Source organism: Dietzia sp. IBK-p2-16D, from assembly GCF_057773085.1.
The window spans coordinates 120,690-142,933 of record NZ_JBYMTL010000005.1; the positions used below are offsets into that span (position 1 = coordinate 120,690).

A 22,244-nucleotide genomic window follows, 5' to 3' on the forward strand; every position below is an offset into this window, starting at 1 on the left:
GGTTCAGGCCCGCGGCCGGCGCGGGGAGCGGCACCGGTCGAACGCCGCCCGGGCGTACTCCCACGTCTCCATGCCGTAGTACAGGTGGCCGGCGATCATGTAGAGCGCGGCCAGCCGCTGATAGGTCCACGCCCGGTCGAGGAAGCTCTCGTCGACCCGGCCGGTGTAGCGGGCCAGCACGTCCTCCACGAAGCGCGGGCCGTACTCGTACAGCTCGGCGAAGTCGACGGCCGGGTCGCCCAGGCACATGTCGGTGAAGTCGATGAGGCCGAGACGACCGGATTCCGGGCCGGAGTCCGGCCCGCGGTCCCAGTACAGGTGCCGCACGTAGACGTCGTTGTGCAGCAGCACCCGGGGCAGGAGCGTGGACTGCAGCGCCGCGACCTCGTCGCAGATCTCGCGGGCCGTGCGCAACTCGTCCGGAGCGAGGACGTCGGGCATGTTGTTCTCGACGATGCCGCGGACGAAGTCCAGGTTCTCGGGCTGATAGGAGTGGGGCACCCGGTCGATCGGGGACACTGATGTGTCCTGGATGTGCAGCGCGGCCAACAGGGCGCCCAGCTGGGCGGCGAGTGTCGTCTTCTCGGTGGTGGGCAGGCTGCGGAACAGCTCCGGGGTGAGTCGCCGGCCGGCCACCAGCGGGTACCCGGCGAACCCGCCGTGCGTCGGCACGTGGGAGTAGCGGGGGAGCGCGGCGTCGACGCGTCCGGTCAGGTGCTCGAGTACCGCGATCTCGGTCGGCAGCTGCGCCATCGCCTGGTCGTCGGCGGGGAAGCGGAACACCAGCTCGCGGTGGCCGAGCGCGTCCGGGCCGGAGCACCCGCGGCAGATCACCACGACGTGGTCCCAGCCCTCGTCGATGCGCTCGGCGGACTCCCACGTCAGGGTGGGGTAGGCGGCCCGGATGGCGTCGAGTTCCGTGGCGTCGAGCTCGGGGGCACCGTCGTCCGCCCCGGCACCCACGTTCATCGCCGCACCGCGGCGACCGCGCGGCACGCCAGGTAGATGACGAACGAGATCGTGGTGACGAACACCGAGACCGGCACGCCGGGTGCGAGGGAGAGCAGCATCCCGCCGACGGCCGCGATCTCGGCGAACACGATCGTGAGCCCGATCGCCCGCAACGGGCTGGAGGTGACGGCGGCCGCGGCGGCGGCGGGCGTGATGAGCAGGGACAGGACCAACAGTGCGCCGACGACCTGCACGGCCTGTGCGGCGGCCAGGCCCACGAGCACGGCGAAGACCATGTTGATCATGCGCACCGGAACGCCCCGGGCCTCGGCGACCTCGGGATCGGCGGAGGAGAACACGAGCGGCCGGTACAGCGCGACCAGCGCGCCGCAGATGATGGCGGCGACCACGGCCATCTGCACGAGTCCGTGCTCGGAGACGCCGACGATCTGCCCGGTGAGCAGGGAGAAACTGGTGCCGGATCGGCCGGGGTAGAGATGGATGAACAGCACGGCCAGGCCGAGGCCGAACGCCAGCACCACGCCGATGGAGCTGTCGCGTTGGGACGCCCGGGAGCCCATCAGCCCGAACATCAGGGCGGCGATGACCGACCCGACGACCGCGCCGAGCCCCAGGTTCAGCCCGAACAGCAGCGCGGCGGCGGCACCGGTGAGGGCGAGCTCGCTGGCGCCGTGCACGGAGAACGACATCTGCCGCATCACGATGAACGGCCCGATCGCGCCGGCCAGCAGGCCGAGCAGCGCGATCGCGGCCAGGCCGAGGAGCACGAATTCCTGCTCCAGCAGGTACGCGGTGGTCTCGGTGTCGGCGATGGACCCGAGGATTTCGAGCAGTCGGTCCATCGTCAGGCTCCGTGTCCGTGGTCGTGGCCGCCTGCGGCGTCGTCGTGGTGGTGGTGCCCGCTCGACCAGGGTTCGGCGACGAGGTGCTGGGTGTCGCCCACCACGACGATCTGCCCGCGCACCCGCAGCACCTCGACGGGGGAGGAGTACAGGTCGGACATCACCTCGGTGGTGAACACCTCGTCCGGGGTGCCGATGCGGTGCCGTCCGTCCACCAGGTAGACGATCCGGTCGACCATCGGCAGCACCGGGTTGATCTCGTGGGTGACGAACACGACCGCGGTGTCGTGCTCGCGGCGCCGGTGGTCGAGCACCGAGGCGACGGTGCGCTGGCCGGTGAGGTCCAGGCTGAGCAGCGGTTCGTCGCAGAGCATGACGCACGGGTCGCACGCGATGGCCTGGGCGACCCGCACGCGTTGCTGTTCGCCACCGGACATCCGGCCGAGCGGTGTGTCGGCGAGCCTGCCGGCCTCGAGCCTGGCCAGGGCGTCGTCGACGATGCGCCGCTTGCCGGTGTGTCGGGACGGCCATCCGGGGCCCCAGCGGGTGCCGTCGATCCCCAGGGACACGAGGTCCCGTCCGCGCAGGGTGATGCCGGGGTCGAACGCGCGCTGTTGCGGCACGTAGCCGAGGTGGGTGCCGCGATCGCCGGGCGCGCGGCCGTCGACGAGGACCGTGCCGGAATCGGGCCGATGCTCGCCGAGCAGCACCTTGAGCAGGGTGGTCTTGCCGGCGCCGTTGGGTCCGAGCACGGCCACGAACTCGCCGGGGGCGATCTCCAGGTCGAGGTCGCGGATGAGGGTACGACCGCCGCGGGACACCGTCACGCCCTGCAGTGCGACGACCGGGCCGGGGCCGGGGGTGCCGCGGACGTGGCCCGCCCCGGGTTCAGTGGCCACCGTCGCCGACCGGGGTGGCGTCGGCCAGTGCGCCGGAGACGTCGTCGACGATCCCGGTCATCCAGCCGATGTAGTCGGAGCCCTCGGGGAGGGTTTCGGTGAGGTCGACGACGACGAGGTCGGCGTCCTCCGCCGCGCCGCGGACGCGGGCCGTCACGGAGGTCTCGGTCTGGGCGTTGAAGGCCAGGAACGCGACCCGTCGCTCGGCCATCAGGTCGAGCATGGCGGCGAGGTCGGCGGCGGACGGGTCGGTGTCGTCCTCGACGGAGGCGAGGAACCCGCGCGGCGTGAGGTCGGTCAGGTGCGCGGCCTCGAACAGGTGCGCGCCGACCCGCTCGGTCTGGGCGTAGGGGAAGTGTCCGCGGTCGTGGATCTCGTCGAGCCGGTCCTCGAGCGGTGTCAGCGCGTCGGCGAAGGCGCGGGCGTTGTCGCGGTACTGCTCGGCGTTCTCGGAGTCGAGCGTGGCCAGTTCCTCGGCCACCCGCTCGGCCACGGCCGCGGCGGTGGGCAGGCTGAACCACACGTGCTCGTTGCCGCCGTCCTCGTGGGCGTGCCCGCTGTGATCGTCGGCGGGCTCGGCCTCGTCGTGGCCGTCCGCACCGTGGCCGTCGTCGCTGTGGGTGTCGTCGCCGTGGGCGTGCCCGTCGACGGACTCGCCGGTGACCCTCTGGAACTCGTCGACCGCCCGCACCACGGGGACGTCCCCGGCGTTGCCCAGGGCGAGGTCGACGAAGCCGTCGTAGCCCGCGCCGTTGTAGACGACCAGGTCGGCGCCCGCGACCGCGGCGGCGTCGGCGGGGCTGGCCTCGTAGGAGTGAGGGTCGGCGGCCGGGTCCGAGATCACCGACTCCACCGTGGCGTTGTCGCCGGCGACCTGCTCGGCGATGTCGGCGTAGACGGTCGTCGAGGCCACGATGCTGGGGCTCTCCGTCGCCGCGCCGGCATCGCCGTCCGTGCCGCAGGCGGTGAGCGCGCCGCCGCCCAGGAGGGCGGCGGCGGCGAGGGCCAGCGCGCGGGGTGTGCGGGCGCTGGGTGTGCGGGCGTGGGGTGAGGACGACGTCACGAGCATCACTCTCGTAGTAATGGGAACCGTTGTCGTTAAGTGTAGAGCCGCGCCGCCGCCGGTGTGTGCATCCGGGGGTGTCAGGCCCGCAGTCGGGCGAGCGTGTCCAGCAGGTCGACGACGGCGGGGATGTCCGCGACCCGGTACGCGGCGGCCGTCTCCCCCTCACCGACCTTGACGCCCACGTCCTCCGGGCGGAGGCGGGCGAAGCCGCGCTCGTCGGTCACGTCGTCGCCGATGAACAGCGCCACCTCGGCCCCGGTCCGCTCGACCATCGTCTCGATGGCCGCCCCCTTGCTGGCCTCCCGCACGGCGATCTCCACGACGTTCTTGCCCTCGGTGACGAACACCCCGTCGAGCGCGGCGGGTCCGGCCATCGCCTCGGCCTGCGCGCGTTCGCGCTCCGCGGGGTCGGCCACCGGCCGGACGTGGAGGACGGCGGCCGTCGGTTTGGTCTCGACGTGGGCCCCGGGGGTGCGGGAGGCGATCTCCTCGAGGGCGGACCGCACCCGCGAGAGCAGCGCCACCTCGTCGTCGTCGAGGGGGGAGTCGAACCCGCCCTCCCACTCCGAGCCGTGGCTGCCCACCAGGACCACCGGCGCGCCGGCCCCGCTCACCTCGGCCAGTGCCGCGCGGTTGCGGCCGGACAGTAGCGCCACGGTCGTCCGGGGCAGCCGGGCCAGGCGCGCCAGCGCGGCGGTGGCGCCGGGGGCGGGCACGGCTCTGGTGGGGTCGTCGACGAACGGGGCGAGTGTGCCGTCGTAGTCGCACGCGACGACGAGGGTGGGGGCGTCGGCGGCGCGGCGCAGGGCCTCGGCCAGGTCGGGGGAGGGGGCGGCGGACGCGGCGTCGGAGCTCATGGCCCCAGCGTAGGAGTCGGAGCCGGGGACGGTGGGGCTCCCGGCCGGATCGGAGCCGCCCGCCGAGGTCGCTTGACGCGCGGGTGCCCGGCTGTAGGATTGTCGACAATCCGACGGAGGGTGAACGTATGACGACATCGATGAGCGCCCTGCAGCTGGCCGAGGCGTTCCGCAGCGGGGCCGTCTCGCCGGTCGACGCGGCCCGCGACGCACTCGGGGCGATCGAGCGGGTCGACGGCGGGATCAACGCCTTCTGCCACCTCGACCCCGAAGCGACCCTGGCGGCCGCACGCGAGGCCGAGGGCAGGTACCGCGACGGCGAACCGCTCAGCCCGATCGATGGCGTACCGACCTCGATCAAGGACATCTTCTACACCCGGGGGGTGCCCACCCTGCGGGGCTCTCGCCTGCTGGCGGACAAGGCCGACGCGGCCGACCCCGCCGCCTGGCCCGACGACGCCCCCGTCACCGCCGCCACCCTGGAGGCGGGGTGCGTGGTGATCGGCAAGACCACCACGCCCGAGTTCGCGTGGAAGGGCGTCACCGACAACACCCTCACCGGCATCACCCGCAACCCCCACGACCCGTCACTGACCCCCGGCGGTTCCAGCGGCGGGGCCGCGGCCGCGGTGGCGGCGGGCCTGGGTCAACTCGCACTGGGCACCGACGGCGGCGGATCAGTCCGGATCCCCGCCGCGTTCTGTGGGATCGTCGCGCTCAAACCCACCTACGGCGTCATCCCGATGTTCCCCTCGAGCCCCTTCGGCACCCTCGCCCACGCCGGTCCCATGACCCGTACCGTCGCCGACACCGCGGCCTTCATGGACGCCCTACTTCGCCCGGACCCGCGGGACTGGTCCGCCGTCCCCGCCCGGGCCACCACGCCCGGTCCCGGCGGCTACCTGGCCTCGGCCGCCGAGGGCGTGCGCGGCGACCGTCCGCTGGAGGGCCTGCGGGTCGCCTACAGCGCCACCCTGGGATTCGGGAGCAACGACGCCGACGTCGAGCGGGAGGTCACCCGCGCGGTGGGCCTTCTGGGGGCGCTCGGTGCCCACGTGGACGCCGTGGACCCGCCTGTGAGCGACCCCATCGACGCCTTCCACGTCCTGTGGTTCGCCGGGTTGGCGGCGGTGCTGGCCCCGCACGGACCGTCGGCGATCGACCGCGTGGATCCGAGGATGCGTGAGGCGCTCGGCCGCTACCACGACTATTCGGCCGCCGACTACCTCGACGCCGTGGCCGTGCGCATGGCGCTGGGCGCGACCATGGCCGACTTCCATCAGGACTACGACCTATTGGTCACGCCCACCACCCCGATCCCGGCTTTCGCCGCGGGTTCGGATGTGCCGCCCGGCTGGCACAGCCCCGATTGGACCTCGTGGACGCCGTACACCTACCCGTTCAACATGACGCAGCAACCGGCGCTGAGCATCCCCTGCGGGATCAGCGACGCCGGACTCCCGGTGGGGCTCCAGCTGGTCGGCGCACGGTTCGAAGACCGGCTGGTCATCCGGGCCGGCGCGGCGCTGGAGGCCGCACTGGGGTCCGCGCCGGGCGCCGCGTCGGGCGGGGTCGTCCCCGTCCCCCGGCTCCACGCCGACGCGTCGGGGGGCGACCGACCGTGACCGCCCTCGATCCGCCCGGCGGCCTCGGGCCCGTCGTGCAGGAGTCGACTCCCGCGCTCATCGCGCGGACCCTCCGCCGTGCCATCTCCGACGGGACGTTCGCGCCGGGCACGCAGCTGGGGGAGGCGGCGCTCGCCCGGTCGCTCGGTGTGAGCCGCGGGCCGCTGCGCGAGGCCATGCAGCGGCTCACCCAGGAGGGGCTGCTGGTCTCGCACCGCAACCGCGGCCTGTTCGTCGCCGACCTCACGGCCGACGCGGTGCGGGACATGTACCTGCTGCGCACGACAGTCGAGACGGCGGCGCTGGACAGGGTCTTCGAGTCCGGGTGGGCCGCCGGGACCGCCGACGCGCTCGACGCCGCCGTCGACGCGATGGCCGCCCTCTACGACGAACCCCGCTCCGCGGCGATGGTCGCGGCGGACCTGGACTTCCACCACGCCCTCGTCGAATCGGCCCGCAGCCCCCGGCTCTCGCGCGTCCACGAGACCGTTCTGGTCGAGACGAGCATGTGCCTACACGCCATGCGGAGCACGTATTCGGACGCGGAGTCCAGACTCGCCGAACACCGGGCGATCGCCGACGCGGTACGCGCCGTGGACCCCTCCCGGGCCCGGTCGCTGCTGGTCGACCACATGCGGGACGGGCACGCGCGGGTCCGGGCGGCCGGAGGTGACAGCTGAGCGCTCCATAACGGGCCGGTCACGCTTTGGTCCGTTAGCCACCAGCCGGTGAGGACACGGTCCTACGGTGCAAAGACCGTTAACTTCGGCCCACGAGAGGCACCGATGAGTACGAACATCTCACGACGTCAACTGTTCCGCGGCGCACTGGCACTGGGCGGGATGGTCGCGGTCGGCGGCTCCCTGACCGCCTGCTCCACCACCGAGCCCGGCGGGTCCGAGGCCGGCGGCGGAGGACTGCTCGAGCGGGCCAGGCAACAGGGCCTGCGCATCGCCATCGGCAACGAACCCCCCTACACCGAACTCGCGGCGGACGGCACCGTCACCGGGTGTGAGCCGGACGTCCTGCGCGCGGTGTGTCAGCGGATGGGAATCGAGAAGGTCGAGGGCATCGTCTCGGGCTACGACGCGATGATCCCGGGCCTCAAGGCCAACCGCTGGGACGCCATCGCCGCCGGTCTGTTCATGAAGCAGTCCCGCTGCCGCGAGGTCATCTACGCATCCCCTGTCATCGTCTCCACGGAGTCGTTCGGCGTCCGCCCGGGCAATCCCAAGGACGTGACGACGATCGCCGACGTGAAGGACCGCGATGACCTGCGGGTGGGCGTGGTCCCCGGCGGGTTCGAACAGGGGATCCTGGAGACCGCCGGTGTCGACCCGGCCCGGATCGTCAACGTCACCGACGCCCGCGGCGGTGCGGACGCGCTGGCCGCCGACCGGATCGACGCCTTCCTGCTCCCCACCCTGTCGCTGCGGGAACTGGACGGAGTGGAGGTCACCGACCCGATCGAGGACGCGCCCAGCACGGGCTCGTCGGCGGCCTTCCGGCCCGACGACCAGGACTTCCTCGACGCCTACAACGTCGAGCTCGAGGCATTCAAGGCCGAGCCGGAGTTCGCCGAGATCCTCGAGAAGTGGGGCTTCGATCCGACCGTCGTGGACGGGGTGACCACCGAGGAACTCTGCGCGGTCGACGGCTGACCAGAACCGATGGATGCCATAGCGGACTACCTCCCGCTTATCCGCCAGGGCTTCGTCACCACGGTCCAGGTGACGATCCTGGGCGCGGTGCTCGCGCTGGTCGTGGCCTTCGCCCTGGGATTGGCCAGGCTGTCCACCCATCGCTGGCTGCGCTGGCCGGCGGCGTGCATCGTGGAGTTCTTGCGCGGCACGTCGCTGGTCGTCCAGTTGTTCTGGCTGTTCTTCGCCCTACCGTTCTTCGGGCTCCAACTCACCGCCCTGTTCGCGGGGGTGCTGGCGTTGGGGCTGAACGAGGGGGCCTACGCCTCGGAGGTCGTCCGCGGATCGATCGCGTCCCGGCCCAGGGGACAGACCGAGGCCGCCATCGCGCTCAACATGACACCGGCGATGCGGATGCGCCGGATCCTCCTGCCGCAGTCGATCCCGGCGATGCTGCCGCCGATGGGCAACGTCATGGTCGACCTGCTCAAGAACAGTTCCCTGGTCTCGCTCGTCACCGTGGCGGACCTGACGTTCAACGCCGGGCTCATCCGGTCCTCCACCGGCGAGACCGCCCTCATCTACGGGATCATCCTCGTCCTGTACTTCCTGCTCTCGCTGGTGATCTCCGCGATCGTCGCGCTGCTCGAGCGGCGGTTCTCGCCGACCCGTGAACGACGGCCGCTGCTCACCGCCCTCACCGGCCGGATGCAGGGGGTGAGCTGATGATCTGGGACAACGCCTTCGCGATCAGCATCCTCCCGGATCTGCTGCGCGGCCTCGTCACGACTGTGCAGATCACGGTCGCCGGCATGGCGATCGCCGCCGTCCTGGGCCTGGTCGTGGCCGTGTTCCGGTACCTGCGGATCCCGGTGCTCTCACAGATCCTCGGGTTCCTCGTCTACTTCGTCCGGGGCACGCCGCTGCTGGTGCAGGCGTTCTTCGTGTTCTACGTGCTCCCCGAGTACGGCATCGCCATGAGTGCCCTGGTCACCGGCATCATCGTGATCGGCGTGAACTACAGCGCCTACACGGCCGAGGTGTACCGGTCCGGCATCGAGGGCATCCCGGTGGGACAGTGGGAGGCCTCGACCGCGCTCAACCTGCCCCGTGGCCGCACGTGGATCCGGATCGTGCTGCCCCAGGCCGTGCGCCGGGTCGTGCCGTTGCTCGGCAACTACCTCATCCAGATGTTCAAGGACTCGGCGATCCTGTCCGCGATCACCGTCTACGAGTTGATGTCCGTGGCCAAGGCGATCGGCCAGTCCGAGTTCCGCTACATCGAGCCCTTCACCATCGCGGCACTGCTGTTCCTCATCGTCAGCGTCCCGTGCACCCTCGTTCTGCGTCGATTGGAGACCCGCTATGGCACCGTCCACTGAGCTCGGAACGCCCGGGGAACCGATGGTCCGTTTCGAGAGGGTGAGCAAGAACTGGGGCGACAACCACGTCCTGCGAGAGCTCGACTTCTCCGTGAACAAGGGGGACAAGATCTCGATCATCGGCCCGTCGGGTTCGGGCAAGACCACGATCCTGCGCGTGCTGATGACCCTCGAGCACCCGACCTCCGGCCGCGTGCTGGTCGAGGGGGACGAGTTGTGGAACACGGACGACGCCCGCAAGCGTCCCCGTGAGACCAGGCGGATGCGGCAGATCCGCAGTCGGATCGGCATGGTCTTCCAGCAGTTCAACCTGTTCCCGCACATGACCGCGCTGGAGAACGTCATGGAGGCCCCCGTGCACGTCCTGGGGAAGGACAAGGGGACCGCCAGGCGGGAGGCGGAGGAACTGCTCGGGCTGGTGGGTCTGGCCGAGCACTCGTTCAAGAAGCCACCCCAGCTCTCCGGCGGCCAGCAGCAGCGCGTCGCGATCGCCCGGGCGATGGCGACCAAGCCGGACATCATGCTGTTCGACGAGCCCACCTCGGCCCTCGACCCGGAACTGGTCGGGGAGGTGCTCAAGGTCATCAGGGATCTGGCGAACGACTCCTCCATGACCATGCTCATGGTGACCCACGAGATGAACTTCGCCCGCGAGATCTCCGATCTGGTCGTGATGTTCGACCAAGGGGTCGCGGTGGAGGTGGCGCCGCCCGACCGGTTATTCGACGCCCCGGAGAACGAGCGGACGAAGCGTTTCCTCGGCGCGGTGCTCGGCTACTGACCGGTCAGCGGATGGGCTCCAGGCCGTTCGTCAGGGCCCACGCCACGGCCTGCGCCCGTGTCGTCACGCCGATCTTGCGATACGCGTCGCGGATGTAGGACTTCACGGTGTTGATCGACAGGTAGCAGGCCAGGGCGATCTCCTCATTGGACCGGCCGTGCGAGATCAGCGCGAGCATCTCCGCCTCCCGCGGGGACAGGCCGGCGTCGCCGGCAGGCCACGGGGAAGCGGGCCCGGAGTCCCCGTCGCCACCGATCACGGTGACGCACTCACCGGCCGCGATCCGCTCGATCCCGGTGACCAACGCGTCCCCGACCAGAGACTTGGCGAGGAATCCCCGGGCCCCGGCCGCCAACGCCTCGTCGACAGCCCGTGGATCGGTGATGAACGAGTAGACCGCCACCGCGCCGATCTGGGGGTCACGGGCCAACTCGGCGCACCGCTCCTTCCACCCGGGTCCGGAACCGAAGGTGTCGAACAGGGCGACGTCGACCGGCGTGGCCGCGTTGACGGCATCGGGACTCGGCACGACGAGCACCCGGTCGGCGTAGGGGCCCAGAAGAGCCTCCACGCCGGCGACGACCAGCGAGTAGTCGTTGACGACCGAGACACGGACCTGCATGAGAAAACCTTAGCAACAGAACCCATCCCACCCCGGGGGGTGTGCCGAATCACTCCCGGATTGTCAGAAGCTGGAACGGACGGTGGGGGGAAGATGCGACACAGCGTGATGACCAAGACCGACGAGCACTGGGCATGGGCCGACTCCGGGATGTGCCGAGAGATTCCTGACCTGTTCTACAACTCGGAGGACGAGGCCAAGTCGACGCGGCGCCGCAAGGAGGCCGCCGCCAAGGAACTCTGCGGGAAGTGCCCCGTGATCGACGCCTGCCTCCGGCACGCCATGGCCCAGCGCGAGCTGTACGGCGTGTGGGGTGGCCTGACCGAGGCCGAGCGGCACCGCCGCGCCGGCCGCGTCCGCACCGGCTAGACCTCACCGCCCGGTCTCAGCGCACGGGGATCGCGACCAGCTTGGTCTCGACGAACTCCTCGATCCCGCTGAGCCCGCCCTCGCGTCCCAGCCCGGACTGTTTGATGCCACCGAACGGGGCGGCGGGGTTGGACACGATCCCGGTGTTGATCCCCACCATCCCGGCCTGCAGCCGTTCGGACATGGTCATCGCGCGGTCCAGGTTCTCGGTCATCACGTAGGAGACCAGCCCGAACTCGGTGTCGTTGGCCATCTCCACCGCCTCGTCGTCGGAGTCGAAGGGGATCAGGGCGGCCACGGGGCCGAAGATCTCGGTCGACATCAACTCGGCGTCCGGGGTGACGCCGGTGAGCACGGTGGGCGGGTAGAAGTAGCCTGGTCCGTCGACCCGAGAGCCCCCGACCAGCACCTCGGCGCCGCGCTCCACGGCGTCGTCGACCAGGCCGACGACCTTGTCGACGGCCTTCTCCTCGACCAGCGGCCCCACGTCGGTGCCCTCGACGGCGCCGTCGCCCACGGTGAGGGCGGACATCCTCTCCGTCAAGCGCCGACCGAACTCGTCCAGCACCGAGCGGTGCACGAGGATCCGGTTGGCCGACGTGCAGGCCTCGCCCATGTTGCGCATCTTTGCGGCCATTGCGGCGGCGACCGCGGTGTCCATGTCCGCGTCGGAGCACACGATGAACGGTGCGTTCCCCCCGAGCTCCATGGAGGTGCGCAGCACACCACGCGCGCACTGCTCGAGGAGTGTGCGGCCGACCGCGGTGGATCCGGTGAAGGAGAGTTTGCGGGCGATCCCGGAGTCGATCCACGGTTCCACCACCCCGCCGGCGTCGGTCGTGCAGACCACGTTGAGCACGCCGTCCGGCAGGCCGGCCTCGCGCAGGAGGTCCACCACGTACAGCGAGGTCAGCGGCGTGAGATTGGCGGGCTTGAACACCATCGTGCAGCCGGCGGCGATGGCGGGTCCAATCTTGCGGGTGGCCATGGCCAGTGGGAAGTTCCACGGGGTGATGAGGATGCAGGGCCCGACCGGCTCGTGGGTGACCATGAGGCGGGTCTTGCCGTCGGGTGAGCGGCGGGCGTCACCGCGGATGCGGCAGGCCTCCTCGGAGAACCAGCGGAAGAACTCGGCACCGTAGGTCACCTCGCCGCGCGCCTCGGCCAGCGGCTTGCCCATCTCCGTGGTCATGAGCAGCGCCACCTCGTCGGCGCGCTCGACGATCAGCTCGTAGGCCCTGCGCAGGATCTCGGCCCGCTCGCGGGCGGGGACGGCCGCCCACGACGACTGCGTGCGGCCCGCGGCCTCGATCGCCGCGGTGGCCTCCATGGCCCCGCCGTCGGCGAGGGTCGCGATCACCTCACCGGTGGCGGGGTTGACCACGTCGAAGGTGGCGCCGGAGGCGGCGTCGCGCCAGGCCCCGTCGACGTGGACGCCGGTGCCGAGGGAGTCGATGATGTCGGCTGCGGAGCGGGTCATGTTGGCCTCCTGATGGGACGGGGGTCGGGGTCGAGCAGTTCGAACAGGTGGTGGCCGGTGCGGCCGGGTCCGGTGGTGGGGTCGACGGCGCCGAGGTGATCGACCTGGGTGGCGCACGAGAAGCCGTCGGTGAGGACGGGGGCGTCGGTGTCGGCGCGCAGGGCGGGCGCGAGCGCGAGTTCGGCCACGGCCGCGGTGACGGACTCGTGGCCCGCGGTGAATCCGAAGTCGCCGGCCACGCCGCAGCAGCCGGTCGCCTCGCGGACCGATCCCACGCCGAGCGCGGTGAGCGTCGCGCGTTGGACGCGGTTGCCGAAGGTCGCGTACTCGTGGCAGTGGGTCTGCACGGTGACGCGGTCCGGGGGCGCTCCACCGGGCCACGCCGGCGCGCGGCCGTCGGCGGCGAGCCGGCCCAGGTGGTCGGCCGCGGACCTGACGCGGGCGGCGACGCGGCGGGCGGCGTCCGCGTCGGGGGTGTCGGCGAGCAGGCGGGGGAGGTCCTCGCGGAGGGTGGCGGCGCAGGAGGGTTCGACGACGACAACGGGGACCTCCTGCCCACCCGGCCCGCGGATCGCGTCGAGGCGGCGCGCGGTCGAGGTCATGGTGCGGCGCGCGGCGTCGAGTCGGCCGGTCGTGACATGGGTCAACCCGCAGCACTGGTCGGCCGTGCAGGCCACGGAGGTGTGCGCGCCGCCCAGGACGCGGGCGGCGGCGCCGGCGACCGCGGGGCGCAGGCCGCGGGTGAACGAATCGAGGAACAGCACGACGTCCGCGGAGGTGCGCCCCGGTCCGCGCACGCTCCACACGCTGTCCGGGACCCTGGCGAGCTCCTCCCGCAGCTGTCGTGCGGACGCGAAGCGCGGCAGGGTGCGGTCGGTGCTCAGCCCGCCCAGCCGCGCCGCGGTCCGACCGGCGCGGGTGCCCAGCAGCGCGTTGATCGGCCCGGCCGCGCGGACGGTCCCACGCAGCCACAGCGGCAGCAGGCCGAGGGAGTAGTGCGCCATCGGCCGCGGTCGACGCCGGTAGCGACTGTGCAGTGCCTCGGATTTGAAGGTGGCCATGTCGACACCGGTGGGGCAGTCCGAGGAACACGCCTTGCACGCCAGGCACAGCTCGAGTGACTCCTCCACGGCCGGGGCGTCGATCGGCAGGGTCCCGCGGACCACCTCCTGCAGGACGCGGGACCGGCCGCGGGTGGAGTCCTTCTCGTCCCCGGTGGCGCGGAAGGACGGGCACATCACACCGCCGGAGGTGGTGCGGCAGCGGCCGACGCCGATGCAGGCCTGCACCGGGTGTGCGCCGTCGGGGGAGATGGCGGTGCCGAGGAGGTCGCGGCCGCGGTGGCCGGGCCCGGTGGGGGAGATGTCCGCAAGTGCGAGGTCGGCGTCGAACGGACGGGTGCCGGTGAGCCCGCCGGGTGCGAGCAGCCCCGCGGGGTCCCAGATGCGGGCGAAGCGGTCGAAGGCGCCGATCATCTCGGGCGAGTACATCACCGGCAACAGCTCGGAGCGTGCGCGGCCGTCGCCGTGCTCGCCGGACAGCGATCCGCCGTGCCGCACGACGAGGTGGGCGGCGTCGGTGCAGAACGCCCGCATGACGGCCCGGCCGGCGTCCGAGCGCAGGTCGAAGCTGATGCGGATGTGCATACAGCCCGCGCCGAAGTGCCCGTACATGACGCCCGTGAGCTGGTGCCGGGCCAGCAGGTCGCGGAACTCGGCCAGGTAGTCGGCCAACCGATCGGGCGGTACCGCCGAGTCCTCCCACCCGGGCCAGGACTCTGTGGTGACGCCGGTGACGGGGTCGGTCAGCCGCGAGCTCAGCCCGGCGCCGTCCTCGCGCACCCGCCACAGGTCGGCGCGGGCCACCGGATCGGTCACGACGAGCACCTCGAGGGCGTGGCCGTCCCGTGTCAGCTCCTCGGCCAGTTCGGCCACCCGGGCGTCGAGCCCACGACCGCCGGCGCCGGCCTCATCGTCGTCGTCGCTCCCGTCGTCGTCGAGTTCCACGAACAGCCACGCGTGTCCGCGCGGCAGCTCGGCGACCGAGTCCGCGCCGCGGCGCTGCCGCATGGTCTCCACGATGACCTCGTCGATGCCCTCTACGGCCGTAGGGCGGTAGCGCAGGATCGCGGGGACGTCCCGCGCGGCGTCCACCACATCGGCGTATCCGACCACTGCCAGGCCGGTGCGCACGGAGCGGGGGACGGCCCGCATCGTGGCCGCGGTGACGACGGCGCACGTGCCCTCGGAGCCGACGAGCGCGCGGGCCACGTCGAAGCCGAACTCGGGGAGAAGATGTCGCAGGTGGTAGCCGGACACCTGGCGGGGGATGCGTCCGAGTTCGGTGCGGATCGCCGCGAGGTGGTCGGCGGCCAGGTCCCGCAGGTGGGTGGTGAGGTGCTCGGCGCGGGCGGTGGCGGCCGGGTCGGCCGGATCGGTGGCCTCGACGCCGGTGCGCGTGGCGGTGAGGCGCAGACCGTCGGCGGTGACGATCCGCAGTGCCTCGACGTGGTCGGCGGTCCGGCCGTGGCGCACCGAGTGGTTGCCGCAGGCGTCGTTGCCGATCGCGCCGCCCAGGCAGGCCCGGGACTGGCTCGACGGGTCCGGTGCGAAGGTCAGGCGGTCGCCGGTCGCGGTGTGGACGGCGGCGCGCAGGGCCGTGAGCACGATCCCGGCCTCGGCGGTGACGGTCCCCGCGGCCTCGTCCACGGCGAGCACCCGGGTCATGTGCCGGGACAGGTCGAGCACCAGCCCGGACCCGATCGCGTTGCCGGCCATCGACGTGCCGCCGCCGCGGGCGGTCGCGGGCACCCCGAGCCGGTGACACACGGCCAGGGCAGCGGCGACCTCGGCCTCCGACCGCGGGAACAGTACGGCGGCCGGCTCGACGCGGTAGTTGGAGGCGTCGTAGGAGTACTCCGCGATGCGACGGGCGTCGGCCTCGGGCGCCAGGCCCGCGTCCCGGAGTGCCCCCACCAGCGCCTCGGCTGTCCCCGTCCGCCCGGGGGCGGCGGGTGCGGCGCCGGAACTCACGCCGCCCCGTCGCACACCCGGTGCACGGCGCGGGCGAAACGCTCGACGCCGGTGTCGACCTCGTCGGCGGTCACCACCAGGGCGGGGATGAGGCGCACCACGGACCCGGTCGGGCCGCAGGTGAGGGTGAGCAGGTCCTCGTCGACGCACGCCTGCTGTACCGCTCCGGCCAGGCGGGCGGCCTCGCGTGCCCCGGCGCTGCCGGCGGGTGCGCGGGCGTCGCCGAACTCCACGCCCAGCATGAGCCCGGTCCCGCGGATGTCGCAGATCTCGCTCACGTCGCCGAGGGTACGCCGGAGCCCGTCGAGAAGCTGGGTTCCGCGGGCGGCGGCGTTGTCCACCAGACCCTCGCGCTCGACCACGCCGAGGGTCGCCACGCCGGCCGCCGCGGCGACCGCGTTGCCGCCGTAGGTGCCGCCCTGCGAGCCGGGCCAGGCCTTGGCCATGAGCCCCGAGGGCGCGGCGATCGCGGAGATGGGGAAGCCCGAGGCGATGCCCTTGGCCGTGATGATGATGTCCGGCACCAGCCCGTCGGTGTGCTGGTGGCCCCAGAACCGGCCGGTGCGCCCGATGCCGGCCTGGACCTCGTCGAGGACCAGGAGGGCACCTGCCGCGTCGGCCCGCTCGCGCAGGCCCTGAAGGTAGCGCGGGGGAGTGGCCATGTAGCCGCCGTCGCCCAGCACGGGTTCGATGAGGAAGGCCGCGATCTCGCGGGCGTCGACGCGGGTGGCCATGAGGTAGTCCAGCTCGGCCAGGGCGAAGTCCACGGCGTCGTCGGTGGTCCACCCGTGCCGCAGGGCGTGCGGGAACGGGGTCATCACCACGCCGCCCATCAGCGGGGAGAAGCCGGCGGAGAACCGGGTCCCGGCGGTGGTGAGGCTGGCCGCTGCGACGGTGCGACCGTGGAAGCCACCCTGGACGGTGACGATGTTCGGCCGACCCGTGGCCATCCGCGCCAACCGCACGGCGGCCTCGACCGCCTCGGAGCCGGAGTTGGCGTAGAAGACCGAGTCGATCCCGGCGGGCAGGTGCTCGCCGAGCTTCTCGGTGAGCTCGAGCAGCGGCTGGTGCATGACGGTCGTGTACTGGGCGTGGATGATCTTCCCGCACTGCTCGCGTGCCGCGGCGACCACGTCGGGGTGGCAGTGGCCGGTGCTGGTCACGCCGATGCCGGTCGTGAAGTCCAGGTAGTCGCGGCCGTCGGTGCCGTGGATCCACGAGCCGAGCGCGTGGTCCACCACGACGGGCGTGGCCTGCTTGAGATGGGGCGACAGGTGCGCGGTCATGGTGCCAGTGTGTGGCGCACCCCGGCAGATTGTCAACAATCCGACGATCCTGGTTTCCGGGAGGGTCGGCGCGTTACGGTGGGGCCATGACGCAGCCGCACCGTGACCCGGACAACCGCGACCCGGGCGCCCGGCCGACCGTCGTCCTCCTCACCGCGGACGGCGTGGAGCCGCCCACCACCCTCGCGCGGATCCGCGAGCTCGCCGAGGTCCGGGAGTGCACCGCGGACACGCTCGCCGACGCGCTCCCCGGGGCCGAGATCCTGTTGGTGTGGGACATCTTCTCCGACGCCCTGGCCGCCGCCTGGCACGCCGCCGACGCGCTGCGCTGGGTGCACGTGGCCGCCGCCGGGGTCGACAAACTGCTGTTCGACGAGCTGCGCGAGTCGGAGGTGCTGGTCACCAACGCCCGCGGAGTGTTCGATGGGCCCATCGCCGAGTACGTCCTGGCCTGCGTCCTCGCCCACGACAAACGGCTGCACGAGACCGAGACGCTGCAGCGCGCGGGCCGGTGGCACCACCGCGAGACCACCCGGGTGGCCGGCCGGCGGGCCCTCGTGGTGGGCACCGGCGGGATCGGACGGGCCACCGCGCGTCTGCTGCGGGCGGTCGGGCTCGACGTCAGCGGGGCGGGACGTCGACCACGCGACGACGACGAGGACTTCGGTCGCGTCCTGGATTCCGCGAGCCTGGTAGAGCATCTGGGCGACGTGGACCACCTCGTCATGGTGGCGCCGCTGACCGACGCCACCCGGGGGATGCTCGGCCCCGCGGAACTGGCAGCCCTTCCCGACGGCGCCCACGTGGTGAACGTCGGTCGCGGGGAACTCGTCGATCAGGACGCCCTGGTGCGCGAGATCGGGACGGGCAGACTCTCGGCGCATCTGGACGTCCTCGTCGTCGAACCCCTCCCGGACGGCGACCCGCTCTGGACCCTCGAGGGCGCGCACATCAGTCCCCACATGTCCGGCGACGTGGTGGGGTGGCGGGACACCCTCTCCGGGCAGTTCCTCGACCACCTGCGCACCTGGACGGGCGGCGGGACCCCCGGCCCGAGTGTGGACAAGAGTCGAGGATACGTCAGCGGCTGAGTGGTTGTCCGCGGTCGCGGACGCGGATACGGTCGGCGCCGCGAGGGGCGGCACCCCTCGCTTTCCCGAGTCAGCCGGGGTTGTCAGGCTGAGGAGAGAAAGGAATCGTCGTGACCATTGCCCTAGATGACTACCGGACCCGCGTGAGCGGGCGACCCGAGATCGTCGAGCGCCGGGACCCCGCCGCGTGGGGAGACGTCTCGGATCCCGAGGTCGAGCAGTTCGCCGAGCGCGGGTACATCCAGCGCGAGGGCGCCCTGGACGAACGGCGGATCGATGCCTGTCTGGCCGAGATCGACCGCATCGGATCGGATCCGCAGATGGCCGGAGACCCCCGGATCATCCGCGAGTCCGGCAGTGAGGCCGTCCGCTCCATCTTCGACGTCCACGCCCTGAGCGACGTGGTGTGGGAGGCGGTCGAGCAGTCCGGCGCGATCGAGCTGGCGCGGGAGATCCTCGGGTCGGACGTCTACGTCCACCAGAGCCGGCTCAACTACAAGCCGGGTTTCGCCGGCGGCGCGTTCTACTGGCACTCGGACTTCGAGACCTGGCACGCCGAGGACGGTATGCCCCGGCCGCGGGCCTGCAGCGCGTCGCTCGCGCTGACGCCCAACGAGACCTACAACGGCCCGCTGATGATCATGCCGGGCACGCACAAGTACTACGTGCAGTGCGCGGGTGAGACGCCGGAGGACTACTACAAGGAATCGCTCGTCACCACGGCGCCGAGGATCGGCGTGCCGTCCGAGGAGCACATCGCCGAGATGTACGAGCGTCACGGACTCGACGTGCTCACCGGCGGGGCGGGCTCGATGACGATGTTCGACTGCAACGCCCTGCACGCCTCGGGCGGCAACATCACACCGCTCCCGCGGGCGAACGTGTTCATCGTCTTCAACAGCGTCGAGAACGAGCTGACCGAGCCGTTCGCGGGCACCCCGCCGCGGCCGGACTTCCTCGCGCGCCGTCCCTGAACCCGGCACCGTCCCTGAAGCCGGCAGCGGGGCCGCCCGTCAGGTGGGGTCCAGGCCCACCTCACGGGCGGCGTCGGTGAAGGCCTCCACGAACGCCCGGAGCGGTCGCCGGCGCGCATCGCGTCGGCGGTAGGTGATCGCCACCGTCCTCGACAGGCTCTCGGTCAGCGGGAGCGCCTCCACGTCCGACGGGAACGTGCTCAGGCCCAGGTCGGAGGCCAGCGTCACACCGAGTCCCGCCGCGACCAGGGCCAACGCCGTGGACTGCTCGCCGGCCTCGTGCCGGACGTCGGGGTCGAAGCCCGCCTCGCGGCACGCGATCCGCACCGCTCGGCCGAAGTGCGAACGCGGGTGGGCGAGCACCCAGGGGGCCGCCGCGAGGTCGCTCAGGGACACGGTCTCGGAGTCCACCGAGCCGCGGGGCACCACGGCGTGCAGCGACTCCCGCGCGATCGGCACCCGCACCAGGTCGGGGACGTCCGCCATCGCGTAGCTGGAGTAGTCCAGGACGAACGACAGGTCGAGCGATCCGTCCCGGACCGCGCCGGTCGTGTCCTCCGGGGCGAGCTCCCGGGTCCGCACCACGATTCCCGGGTGGTCCCGGGACAGGATCCGGATCCCGGTGGGCAGCAGCGTGGACGCCACCGACGCCCACACCCCGGCCGTGAGTGTCGTGCCGACGCCCGCGCGGGCCGACTCCATCGCGTGGCCGGCGTCCTCCACGGCGGTGAGGATCGTCCGCGCGTGCCCGGCCAACACGAGCCCCGCCTCGGTCAGGGCGAGCCCGCGGCCCCGCTTCTCGAACAAGGGGGTCCCGGCCTCGCGTTCGAGCAGCGAGAGCTGCTGGGACACGGCCGAGACGGTGTAGCCCAGAGCGGCCGCGACCGCGGTGACGGTGCCCCGGCGCTCCAGCTCGTGGAGCAGCCGCAGTCGGTGCAGTGACGGCTCCATGCCCCGAGCGTAGGAGGGTGCGGGCGCACCGTGCAGGAAAAGTGAACGGTCGGGTCCACCAAGTCTCGCTGGACCCCGGGGGGGACGGCTCCCATGCTGGAGACACCCCCGCCGGACCAGCCGGCGGACGAGGTCGCCGAGGAGGCGAGCACCATGACGTCCATCGAGATCCCGGGCACCGCCGGCCACACCGGAACGGTCCCCCAGGCCGTGCCCGCCGCACACACCGCACCCCCCGCCCCCGCGGCGCCGGGGGCGGGTACCCGATCGAACCGCGAGCCCTATCTGCGGCTCCACTGGGAGGACGACGAGACCGCGGCACGCGGATACCTCGTGGTCGACACCCTCGTCGGTGGCCTGGCCACCGGAGGCACCCGCATGCGCGCCGGGTGCACCCTCCGCGAGGTCGAGGACCTCGCCCGTGGCATGACCAGGAAGACGGCGGCGTTCGACCTGCCCGTCGGCGGGGCCAAGGGCGGCATCGACTTCGATCCCAAGGACCCCCGGGCGGTGGACGTACTGGGCCGGTTCTGCGAGGCCATGCGGCCGTTCCTCGACCGGCACTGGGTCACCGCGGAGGACCTGGGCGTACCGCAGCACCTGATCGACGAGGTGTTCTCGCGACTGGGGATGCGGCAGTCCTACCATGCGGCGATCGAACGGTCGGTCGACCCCGCCGCCACCGCCGACAGGATCCTTCGTGGGTTGAACGCCGAGGTCCCGGGCGGGTTGCTGGGAGATGTGATCGGTGGATACGGGGTCGCGCAGGCCTGCCTGGCGGCGGCGTACGTCCGCGGGTGGGACACGGAACGCACCTCGGTGGCCGTCCAGGGCGTGGGCACGATGGGCGGCGGCGCCGCGTGGTACCTGCACGAGGCGGGGATGCGCGTGGTCGCGCTGGCCGACGCCGCCGGCGCCCTCTACGACCCGGCGGGGCTCGACGTCCCGGCGCTGTTGGCGACCCGCGACCGGTTCGGGGAGATCGACCGCTCGGCCGTCCCCGCCCGCGTGCAACTGCTCGACCGGGACCGGATCCTCGGCATGGACGTCGACGTCCTCGTGCCGGCCGCGGTCTCGTACGCGATCACCGCCGACAACTGCGGCGAGGTCACGGCACCGATCGTGGTCGAGGCCGCCAACGCCGCCACCACGGCCGACGCGGAACTCGACCTCACGGCCCGTGGGATCGCGGTGCTGCCGGACTTCATCGCCAACGCCGGGGCGGTCGCCTGGGCGTGGTGGCTGATCCTCGGAGAGGTCGACGAGCAGCCCGAGAGTTCGTTCCTGCGTCTGGGCCGGGAGATGACCGCCAAGGTCGCGGACCTGCTCACCGACTGGACCCCGTCCGACGGGCCACTGCGGTGGTCGGCCGACGTCTCCGGCACGGTCCGCACGGTGCCGCCGGTCGTCGTGCCCTGACCGCCCCTACGCAACCGCCCGGGCCCGTCGCCCCTCGACATGGCGTCTCGCGTGCCCCGATGGGCAGGCGAGACGCCATCTACGGGAGCGGCGGCCGTCTTGGCGGTCAGGCGCGGGAGCGGGACGCCAGCCGCGGGAGCGGTTGCGGTGCCGATCTGGGCGGGCGGTCAGTCGGTGTCGGGCTCCCCGGCCGGTGCGCCGGGGTCGGAGCCGTGGCCGTTGCCGATCGCGGAGTGCATCCGCGCCCGGCGGGGGGAGTCGTCGCTGCCGAGCAGCAGATCGATGGTCAGGCCGAGCCGGGTGGCGACCTCGGCGGCCGACGACCTGCGGGTCAGCCACGACACGAGGTTCGACATCCACACGTCGGAGACGACCCGGGCGATGGAGAGCTGTACCTCGTCCGGCGTGCCCTGGGCCATGGCCCGCGCGAGGATCCGGTCCATGTAGAAGCCGACCTCCTCGACCTCGGTGGCCACGGACGCGTCGGCGAACATGAACGCCCGCGTCATCGCCTCGGTGAGGTTGGGGTCGCGTTGCATGGACTTGGTGATCATCTCCACCACGACCTTCATCCGCTCCTGCGCGGTGTCGCCGGGCGGGGCCGACCGCTCGGTGCGCTGGTCGAGTCGGCGGAACTCGCGGGCCAGCGCGGACACCAGCAGGTGGACCTTCGACGGGAAGTACCGGTAGAGGGTTCCCACCGCGACCTCCGCCTTCTCGGCGACGGCGCGCATCTGCACCGCCTCGTACCCGCCCTTGGCGGCCAGGGCCAGCGTGGCGTCCAGGATCCGCCGCCGGCGCTCCCGTTGCGACGACGTGGTGGGTTCGTCGCTCCGGGGGACGGGATCCGAGGCGGCGGCGGAACCGGACTCGGCTGAGCTCTTGGTCATGGAAGCGAACCTTCTGCGCTGGTCGGAGCGGAACCGCGGGACTCTCCGGCGGTCTGGTGCGGGACC

General features: G+C 72.2%; 21 protein-coding genes. 10 read left to right on the top strand and 11 right to left on the bottom strand.

The features are described from left to right. Window positions 1–3 precede the first annotated feature (3 nt). The 5 genes from AC3DE3_RS11940 to otsB form a co-directional block, all read right to left on the bottom strand. Window positions 4–969: an aminoglycoside phosphotransferase family protein gene (locus AC3DE3_RS11940; protein WP_488370121.1), complete on the bottom strand. Its 966-nt coding sequence runs from the start codon at window positions 967–969 to the stop codon at window positions 4–6. Further along, complete coding sequence (locus tag AC3DE3_RS11945; RefSeq protein ID WP_260486649.1) at window positions 966–1,814, bottom strand: metal ABC transporter permease; 849 nt, start codon at window positions 1,812–1,814, stop codon at window positions 966–968. Before AC3DE3_RS11945 ends, AC3DE3_RS11940 begins: the two co-directional genes overlap by 4 nt. A 2-nt stretch (window positions 1,815–1,816) precedes the next feature. Next, window positions 1,817–2,713: a metal ABC transporter ATP-binding protein gene (locus AC3DE3_RS11950; protein ID WP_488370122.1), complete on the bottom strand. Its 897-nt coding sequence runs from the start codon at window positions 2,711–2,713 to the stop codon at window positions 1,817–1,819. Next, on the bottom strand, window positions 2,703–3,782 hold the full coding sequence (locus AC3DE3_RS11955) for a metal ABC transporter solute-binding protein, Zn/Mn family (RefSeq protein ID WP_488370123.1): 1,080 nt from the start codon (window positions 3,780–3,782) through the stop codon (window positions 2,703–2,705). Before AC3DE3_RS11955 ends, AC3DE3_RS11950 begins: the two co-directional genes overlap by 11 nt. Before the next feature lie 74 nt (window positions 3,783–3,856). Then, on the bottom strand, window positions 3,857–4,636 hold the full coding sequence (otsB, locus tag AC3DE3_RS11960; RefSeq protein WP_260486651.1) for a trehalose-phosphatase: 780 nt from the start codon (window positions 4,634–4,636) through the stop codon (window positions 3,857–3,859). 128 nt (window positions 4,637–4,764) lie between these two features. Here otsB and AC3DE3_RS11965 point away from each other — a divergent pair, with 128 nt between their 5' ends. From AC3DE3_RS11965 to AC3DE3_RS11990, 6 genes are all read left to right on the top strand, one after another. Continuing rightward, window positions 4,765–6,261 carry an amidase gene (locus AC3DE3_RS11965; protein ID WP_488370124.1) on the top strand — a complete coding sequence of 499 codons (1,497 nt, stop codon included), beginning with the start codon at window positions 4,765–4,767 and terminating at the stop codon, window positions 6,259–6,261. After that, window positions 6,258–6,941 carry a GntR family transcriptional regulator gene (locus AC3DE3_RS11970; RefSeq protein WP_260486653.1) on the top strand — a complete coding sequence of 228 codons (684 nt, stop codon included), beginning with the start codon at window positions 6,258–6,260 and terminating at the stop codon, window positions 6,939–6,941. Before AC3DE3_RS11965 ends, AC3DE3_RS11970 begins: the two co-directional genes overlap by 4 nt. Window positions 6,942–7,046: 105 nt before the next feature. Then, window positions 7,047–7,922 carry an ectoine/hydroxyectoine ABC transporter substrate-binding protein EhuB gene (gene ehuB, locus AC3DE3_RS11975; protein WP_260486654.1) on the top strand — a complete coding sequence of 292 codons (876 nt, stop codon included), beginning with the start codon at window positions 7,047–7,049 and terminating at the stop codon, window positions 7,920–7,922. A 9-nt stretch (window positions 7,923–7,931) separates the two neighbouring features. Beyond that, complete coding sequence (gene ehuC, locus AC3DE3_RS11980; RefSeq protein ID WP_260486655.1) at window positions 7,932–8,627, top strand: ectoine/hydroxyectoine ABC transporter permease subunit EhuC; 696 nt, start codon at window positions 7,932–7,934, stop codon at window positions 8,625–8,627. Next, window positions 8,627–9,283: an ectoine/hydroxyectoine ABC transporter permease subunit EhuD gene (gene ehuD, locus AC3DE3_RS11985; RefSeq protein ID WP_488370125.1), complete on the top strand. Its 657-nt coding sequence runs from the start codon at window positions 8,627–8,629 to the stop codon at window positions 9,281–9,283. The genes ehuC and ehuD overlap by 1 nt, the downstream gene beginning before the upstream one ends. Before the next feature lie 22 nt (window positions 9,284–9,305). Then, window positions 9,306–10,064 (top strand): amino acid ABC transporter ATP-binding protein, encoded by a 759-nt coding sequence (locus AC3DE3_RS11990; protein WP_260489263.1) that lies wholly within the window; start codon window positions 9,306–9,308, stop codon window positions 10,062–10,064. A gap of 4 nt (window positions 10,065–10,068) precedes the next feature. On the opposite strand, the gene AC3DE3_RS11995 is transcribed toward AC3DE3_RS11990, so the two are convergent. Further along, a complete protein-coding gene (locus AC3DE3_RS11995) occupies window positions 10,069–10,686 on the bottom strand; it encodes a LuxR C-terminal-related transcriptional regulator (protein WP_488370126.1) in 618 nt (205 codons plus the stop codon). Between the two features lie 93 nt (window positions 10,687–10,779). On the opposite strand from AC3DE3_RS11995, the gene AC3DE3_RS12000 reads away from it, so the two are divergent. Continuing rightward, a complete protein-coding gene (locus AC3DE3_RS12000; RefSeq protein WP_260486658.1) occupies window positions 10,780–11,055 on the top strand; it encodes a WhiB family transcriptional regulator in 276 nt (91 codons plus the stop codon). Window positions 11,056–11,071: 16 nt separating this feature from the next. On the opposite strand, the gene AC3DE3_RS12005 is transcribed toward AC3DE3_RS12000, so the two are convergent. Genes AC3DE3_RS12005 through AC3DE3_RS12015 form a run of 3 tightly spaced genes read right to left on the bottom strand, consistent with a single transcriptional unit; the run spans window position 11,072 to window position 16,853 of the window. After that, window positions 11,072–12,535 carry an NAD-dependent succinate-semialdehyde dehydrogenase gene (locus AC3DE3_RS12005; protein WP_488370127.1) on the bottom strand — a complete coding sequence of 488 codons (1,464 nt, stop codon included), beginning with the start codon at window positions 12,533–12,535 and terminating at the stop codon, window positions 11,072–11,074. Next, on the bottom strand, window positions 12,532–15,567 hold the full coding sequence (locus tag AC3DE3_RS12010; RefSeq protein WP_488370128.1) for an FAD-binding and (Fe-S)-binding domain-containing protein: 3,036 nt from the start codon (window positions 15,565–15,567) through the stop codon (window positions 12,532–12,534). The genes AC3DE3_RS12005 and AC3DE3_RS12010 overlap by 4 nt, the downstream gene beginning before the upstream one ends. Beyond that, window positions 15,564–16,853: an aspartate aminotransferase family protein gene (locus tag AC3DE3_RS12015; protein ID WP_260486660.1), complete on the bottom strand. Its 1,290-nt coding sequence runs from the start codon at window positions 16,851–16,853 to the stop codon at window positions 15,564–15,566. Before AC3DE3_RS12015 ends, AC3DE3_RS12010 begins: the two co-directional genes overlap by 4 nt. Window positions 16,854–16,939: 86 nt before the next feature. Between AC3DE3_RS12015 and AC3DE3_RS12020 the strand changes: the two genes are divergently transcribed. Both AC3DE3_RS12020 and thpD read left to right on the top strand, forming a co-directional pair. After that, window positions 16,940–17,944: a D-2-hydroxyacid dehydrogenase gene (locus AC3DE3_RS12020; RefSeq protein ID WP_260486661.1), complete on the top strand. Its 1,005-nt coding sequence runs from the start codon at window positions 16,940–16,942 to the stop codon at window positions 17,942–17,944. A 110-nt stretch (window positions 17,945–18,054) separates the two neighbouring features. Next, window positions 18,055–18,918, top strand: a complete 864-nt coding sequence (gene thpD / locus AC3DE3_RS12025; RefSeq protein WP_488370129.1) for an ectoine hydroxylase — start codon at window positions 18,055–18,057, stop codon at window positions 18,916–18,918. Window positions 18,919–18,957: 39 nt separating this feature from the next. On the opposite strand, the gene AC3DE3_RS12030 is transcribed toward thpD, so the two are convergent. Further along, window positions 18,958–19,869 carry a LysR substrate-binding domain-containing protein gene (locus tag AC3DE3_RS12030; RefSeq protein ID WP_488370130.1) on the bottom strand — a complete coding sequence of 304 codons (912 nt, stop codon included), beginning with the start codon at window positions 19,867–19,869 and terminating at the stop codon, window positions 18,958–18,960. Between the two features lie 93 nt (window positions 19,870–19,962). Here AC3DE3_RS12030 and AC3DE3_RS12035 point away from each other — a divergent pair, with 93 nt between their 5' ends. Continuing rightward, window positions 19,963–21,288, top strand: coding sequence for a Glu/Leu/Phe/Val dehydrogenase dimerization domain-containing protein (locus AC3DE3_RS12035; RefSeq protein WP_488370131.1), 1,326 nt, complete (start codon window positions 19,963–19,965; stop codon window positions 21,286–21,288). A 167-nt stretch (window positions 21,289–21,455) separates the two neighbouring features. Here AC3DE3_RS12035 and kstR read toward each other — a convergent pair whose 3' ends face one another. Further along, window positions 21,456–22,178: a cholesterol catabolism transcriptional regulator KstR gene (kstR, locus tag AC3DE3_RS12040; protein ID WP_260486665.1), complete on the bottom strand. Its 723-nt coding sequence runs from the start codon at window positions 22,176–22,178 to the stop codon at window positions 21,456–21,458. Window positions 22,179–22,244 lie beyond the last annotated feature (66 nt).